The sequence below is a fragment of the Pseudoalteromonas amylolytica genome (assembly GCF_001854605.1).
GTDB lineage: Bacteria > Pseudomonadota > Gammaproteobacteria > Enterobacterales > Alteromonadaceae > Pseudoalteromonas > Pseudoalteromonas amylolytica.
Genome location: NZ_MKJU01000019.1, coordinates 1 through 6,096, shown reverse-complemented (window position 1 = coordinate 6,096; position 6,096 = coordinate 1). Strand labels below are relative to the sequence as shown.

Below are 6,096 nucleotides of genomic sequence, written 5' to 3'. Positions count from 1 at the left end.
GCGGTTCGCTTAGCAATCGCGTTTGGCGCTGCTTCTACGGCTGCGTTTTCTGCGAATACGTTCGCGGCCGAAGGTGAACAGAAAGTAGAGCGTATCGAAGTTACTGGTTCTGCAATCAAAAGAACTGACTTAGAAGGTGCATTACCTCTAGACGTAATCGATGCGTCAGCAATCGCAAAATCAGGTGTAACAAGTGTTCCTGATCTAATCGCTAACCTTCCTGCGATGCAGGGTTTCACAGCTGCTGGTGAGTCAGTAGGTGGTGGCGGTGGCGGTATCCAAACTGCTTCACTAAGAAACTTAGGTTCTGAATACACGCTAGTTCTTCTTAATGGTCGTCGTATGGTATCTGCTGACTCAGGCGGTACAATCGACCTTAACTCAATTCCTCTAGCGGCTATTAAGCGCGTTGAAATCCTAAAAGATGGTGCATCTGCACTATATGGTTCTGACGCTATCGCAGGTGTTGTTAACTTCATCCTTAAAGATGACGTACAAAGCACAACTATCAGCGCTCGCTATGACAAGCCAAAAGATACTTCAAGCTCAAACTTCTCAATCACGACTGGTTTCGGTGATTTGAGTGTTGATGGTTTCAACATCACAGCTGCATACAGCCGCGATGAGCAAGATAACCTACGTTCTGTTGACCGTGATTTTGCAAAAACTGGTTTCGTTCAATTTGAACACTCAGGTCAAGACCTACTAGCAGTTGCTGGTTCTTCAAGTGCTATCCCTGGTAACGCGTATGTAAGCTATAACAGACGTGATGAGAACGGCGAACTAATGTTCGATGAAGATGGTAACAACATCAGAAGCACTTATTCATTCAACCCGTACAAATTGAACAACAACGATACTTGTCACACTACAAGTGCACCGTCTGGCGCACGTGCGTGTCAGTTTGACTACACAAGTACTTTGGAAATCCAACCAGAGTCTGAGCGTGACAATATCTTCGTTCAAGGTGTTGCAACTGTAAATGATACGACTGAAGTATACGCGAATGCTTCATGGTCAAAATTCGAAATGATCACACGTATCGCGCCATACCCAACAGGTATTCCTCTAGCTATTGACTCAGAACTAGCGCAAAAATACGTTATTCCTCATACACCGCAAGCTATTTTAGATGATATGGTTGGTATCAGTGCTCGCTGGCGTGTACTTCCAGGCGGTAACCGTACTGATGAGTGGAATACAACAACTAGCCAAATCACAGCGGGTATCCGTGGTGAAATCTCTGAGTGGAATTATGACCTAGCGGTAACTCGCGGTGACTCAGAGCGTGAGCAAAACCGTCTAACGGGTTATCCTAAGCAAGAAGAGTTTCTAGCTCTACTTAACTCTGGTGAAATCGATATCTTCGCAGCGCCTGAAGATTTAACTGATGAAGAAAATGCAGCGGTAGCAGCAACTATGTTTAACGGTCTTTGGGAAAAGACTGAAACTTCAATGACTTCAATTGATGGTAAGATCTCAGGTGCAATCGCTGATTTAGACGCAGGTAGCGTATACCTAGGTGTTGGTTTTGATTACCGTACATCTGAGTACTCTCGCTTTAACGGCGAAGGTAACAACGACAAGGTAGTATTGTACGAGTCAGTATCTCCTGAGTATGACCTAGAGCGCGAAAACTACGGTGCATTTGCAGAATTGATTGTTCCAGTTCTAGAAAACCTTGAAGTAACGGGGTCAATCCGTTACGACAACATCGGTGAAGTTACTGATTCACTTCGTGAAGGCAACAAAACAGTTAACGATAGCGAAAACGATACAACTTATAAGTTGAGCCTATCTTACCGCCCAACAGACGAGCTATTGCTACGTGCTTCAATGGGTACTGGCTTCAAGATGGCTACCATGCGTCAAATCGCTGAGCCTCGTGTAGAGTTTGGTGTAACAGCTGCACCTTACGACTGTCCACTAGCATCAGGTCACCCACTGAAATCAGCATGTCACTCAGACAAACTTCAGTATGACGTATACCGTGAAGGTAACGCGGCACTGAAGCCAGAAACTTCTGAGCAGTATACATTCGGTTTCGTATGGGCTGGTGACACAGGTACAAGTGTATCTGTTGACTACTGGAACATTGACATGGAGAACGAGGTTCGTCGTCTAACTCAGAACCAAATCTTCTTCAACCCAGCGACTTATAACCACTTATTCACGACTAAGTATGATGAGAGCTTGAAAAAAGACGTTCTAGCTATCGTTCAAGCAGCGGATAACGTTGGTAAGTCAACGACTACAGGTATCGACTGGAGCATCAACTTAACGAACGAACTATCTTTCGGTACGTTGAAGACTGGTATCATGGGTACTTACCTAATCGAGTCTGAAAACCTACGTGTTGGTGAAGACAATGTATGGGATTCAAGCCTAGGTAAAGTTGGTCCAGATGAAGCAGTTGCATTCCGTAACATCATCAACATCAACAACTCATTCACTCACGGTGACTTCACTCATGACTTGAACATCAAGGCTCGTAGCGGTTACACAGATGCAGCTGCTGATGTAAACTTCACAGTTTACAGATCTGACTTGAGCGAGACAGTTGATGGAAGCCTTATCCAGAAGCACATTCCGGTATACTTCACTGTTGATTACCGCTTGTCATATGCTTACGGCGACAATGCAAACGTAACATTCGGTATTAAGAACCTATTAGACAAAGAGCCGCCATTTACTCTAAATGCCGCTGCTGGTCACCAAGTAGGTTACGATCCACGTTACGCAGACCCGTACGGTCGTACTTTCTACATTCAAGCTGACTACACTTTCTAAGTTAGTTTGATGTAATAACAATTCGAAACCCCACTTTATGTGGGGTTTTTTTTAATGCGCTATCCAAAAACATTTCATTTGCTACCTTTTGATAAATATTTCAAATAAATTTAATTTTTTATTGTTGATTCATTTCTTCGAAATAGAATGTTAATTTTACATTCCTGTTTCTTGTTGTTAATTTGGGTTCAACATAAAAATTTCACACTCCTTTGATTTTAATAAGCTTTTTGTTTTATAAACTTTTGTTTACACGTTGCTATTTTTGGTACTTTCTGTTCGTATCTGTGCCTTGAACAGGTTTTTCAGATGTTGACCTGTCGTTTCAACCAAGCTTAGTATTGAACCCAGTATCTAAATAGGAACACTTTGTTTTAGTTTTGGATATTTCAATAAAACTATAAAAATCAATTGATTAGTTTTAATCAGGGAGAAAAATACATGTTAAATTCAAAAGTTTCAAAGGCGGTTCGCTTAGCAATCGCGTTTGGCGCTGCTTCTACGGCTGCGTTTTCTGCGAATACGTTCGCGGCCGAAGGTGAACAGAAAGTAGAGCGTATCGAAGTTACTGGTTCTGCAATCAAAAGAACTGACTTAGAAGGTGCATTACCTCTAGACGTAATCGATGCGTCAGCAATCGCAAAATCAGGTGTAACAAGTGTTCCTGATCTAATCGCTAACCTTCCTGCGATGCAGGGTTTCACAGCTGCTGGTGAGTCAGTAGGTGGTGGCGGTGGCGGTATCCAAACTGCTTCACTAAGAAACTTAGGTTCTGAATACACGCTAGTTCTTCTTAATGGTCGTCGTATGGTATCTGCTGACTCAGGCGGTACAATCGACCTTAACTCAATTCCTCTAGCGGCTATTAAGCGCGTTGAAATCCTAAAAGATGGTGCATCTGCACTATATGGTTCTGACGCTATCGCAGGTGTTGTTAACTTCATCCTTAAAGATGACGTACAAAGCACAACTATCAGCGCTCGCTATGACAAGCCAAAAGATACTTCAAGCTCAAACTTCTCAATCACGACTGGTTTCGGTGATTTGAGTGTTGATGGTTTCAACATCACAGCTGCATACAGCCGCGATGAGCAAGATAACCTACGTTCTGTTGACCGTGATTTTGCAAAAACTGGTTTCGTTCAATTTGAACACTCAGGTCAAGACCTACTAGCAGTTGCTGGTTCTTCAAGTGCTATCCCTGGTAACGCGTATGTAAGCTATAACAGACGTGATGAGAACGGCGAACTAATGTTCGATGAAGATGGTAACAACATCAGAAGCACTTATTCATTCAACCCGTACAAATTGAACAACAACGATACTTGTCACACTACAAGTGCACCGTCTGGCGCACGTGCGTGTCAGTTTGACTACACAAGTACTTTGGAAATCCAACCAGAGTCTGAGCGTGACAATATCTTCGTTCAAGGTGTTGCAACTGTAAATGATACGACTGAAGTATACGCGAATGCTTCATGGTCAAAATTCGAAATGATCACACGTATCGCGCCATACCCAACAGGTATTCCTCTAGCTATTGACTCAGAACTAGCGCAAAAATACGTTATTCCTCATACACCGCAAGCTATTTTAGATGATATGGTTGGTATCAGTGCTCGCTGGCGTGTACTTCCAGGCGGTAACCGTACTGATGAGTGGAATACAACAACTAGCCAAATCACAGCGGGTATCCGTGGTGAAATCTCTGAGTGGAATTATGACCTAGCGGTAACTCGCGGTGACTCAGAGCGTGAGCAAAACCGTCTAACGGGTTATCCTAAGCAAGAAGAGTTTCTAGCTCTACTTAACTCTGGTGAAATCGATATCTTCGCAGCGCCTGAAGATTTAACTGATGAAGAAAATGCAGCGGTAGCAGCAACTATGTTTAACGGTCTTTGGGAAAAGACTGAAACTTCAATGACTTCAATTGATGGTAAGATCTCAGGTGCAATCGCTGATTTAGACGCAGGTAGCGTATACCTAGGTGTTGGTTTTGATTACCGTACATCTGAGTACTCTCGCTTTAACGGCGAAGGTAACAACGACAAGGTAGTATTGTACGAGTCAGTATCTCCTGAGTATGACCTAGAGCGCGAAAACTACGGTGCATTTGCAGAATTGATTGTTCCAGTTCTAGAAAACCTTGAAGTAACGGGGTCAATCCGTTACGACAACATCGGTGAAGTTACTGATTCACTTCGTGAAGGCAACAAAACAGTTAACGATAGCGAAAACGATACAACTTATAAGTTGAGCCTATCTTACCGCCCAACAGACGAGCTATTGCTACGTGCTTCAATGGGTACTGGCTTCAAGATGGCTACCATGCGTCAAATCGCTGAGCCTCGTGTAGAGTTTGGTGTAACAGCTGCACCTTACGACTGTCCACTAGCATCAGGTCACCCACTGAAATCAGCATGTCACTCAGACAAACTTCAGTATGACGTATACCGTGAAGGTAACGCGGCACTGAAGCCAGAAACTTCTGAGCAGTATACATTCGGTTTCGTATGGGCTGGTGACACAGGTACAAGTGTATCTGTTGACTACTGGAACATTGACATGGAGAACGAGGTTCGTCGTCTAACTCAGAACCAAATCTTCTTCAACCCAGCGACTTATAACCACTTATTCACGACTAAGTATGATGAGAGCTTGAAAAAAGACGTTCTAGCTATCGTTCAAGCAGCGGATAACGTTGGTAAGTCAACGACTACAGGTATCGACTGGAGCATCAACTTAACGAACGAACTATCTTTCGGTACGTTGAAGACTGGTATCATGGGTACTTACCTAATCGAGTCTGAAAACCTACGTGTTGGTGAAGACAATGTATGGGATTCAAGCCTAGGTAAAGTTGGTCCAGATGAAGCAGTTGCATTCCGTAACATCATCAACATCAACAACTCATTCACTCACGGTGACTTCACTCATGACTTGAACATCAAGGCTCGTAGCGGTTACACAGATGCAGCTGCTGATGTAAACTTCACAGTTTACAGATCTGACTTGAGCGAGACAGTTGATGGAAGCCTTATCCAGAAGCACATTCCGGTATACTTCACTGTTGATTACCGCTTGTCATATGCTTACGGCGACAATGCAAACGTAACATTCGGTATTAAGAACCTATTAGACAAAGAGCCGCCATTTACTCTAAATGCCGCTGCTGGTCACCAAGTAGGTTACGATCCACGTTACGCAGACCCGTACGGTCGTACTTTCTACATTCAAGCTGACTACACTTTCTAAGTTAGTTTGATGTAATAACAATTCGAAACCCCACTTTATGTGGGGTTTTTT

General features: G+C 43.4%; 2 protein-coding genes. Both read left to right on the top strand.

Features of this window, described 5'->3' with window-relative positions; translation table 11 throughout:
- Positions 1-2,790: TonB-dependent receptor (locus tag BET10_RS04250; RefSeq protein ID WP_070983663.1), on the top strand; the 2,790-nt coding region annotated here is incomplete at its 5' end.
- A 441-nt stretch (positions 2,791-3,231) separates the two neighbouring features.
- Positions 3,232-6,045, top strand: a complete 2,814-nt coding sequence (locus BET10_RS04245; RefSeq protein WP_070983660.1) for a TonB-dependent receptor — start codon at positions 3,232-3,234, stop codon at positions 6,043-6,045.
- Positions 6,046-6,096: the final 51 nt, after the last annotated feature.

Coding starts and splice junctions, on each gene's coding strand:
- BET10_RS04245 (WP_070983660.1), top strand. CDS start 3,232: ATGTTAAATTCAAAAGTTTCAAAGGCGGTTCGCTTAGCAATCGCGTTT.